The organism is Bacillus sp. SIMBA_008, from assembly GCF_046535495.1.
In the GTDB taxonomy this organism is placed as follows: Bacteria; Bacillota; Bacilli; order Bacillales; family Bacillaceae; genus Bacillus; species Bacillus subtilis.
On record NZ_JAWRWL010001321.1, the window covers coordinates 1 to 234 of the forward strand.

General features: G+C 49.6%; 1 pseudogene. It reads right to left on the reverse strand.

Features of this window, described 5'->3' with window-relative positions:
* A pseudogene (gene mtnK, locus SB658_RS27725) lies at positions 1 to 234 on the reverse strand (S-methyl-5-thioribose kinase); the annotation flags it as partial.

Genomic DNA, 234 nt, shown 5'->3' on the forward strand with positions numbered 1-234 from the left:
CGAGATGCGGCACGTGTTCGCCCTGGCGGATGAGGGCGCTGCTTTCGATTCTCGCCCGATCAATTGTAAGCGGCCAGCTTTCACCGACGACTTTCGCGTAAGGAATCGCCTGTTTGATAATCAGTCCTTTTTGGTTTTCTTTATCGTAAACATGAAAGACGTAATTTAAATTGCCGTCGCCGATTTCACGGCATGTCAGAGTGCTTTTGCTTTGGAATAAGCCGAGCTTGACGG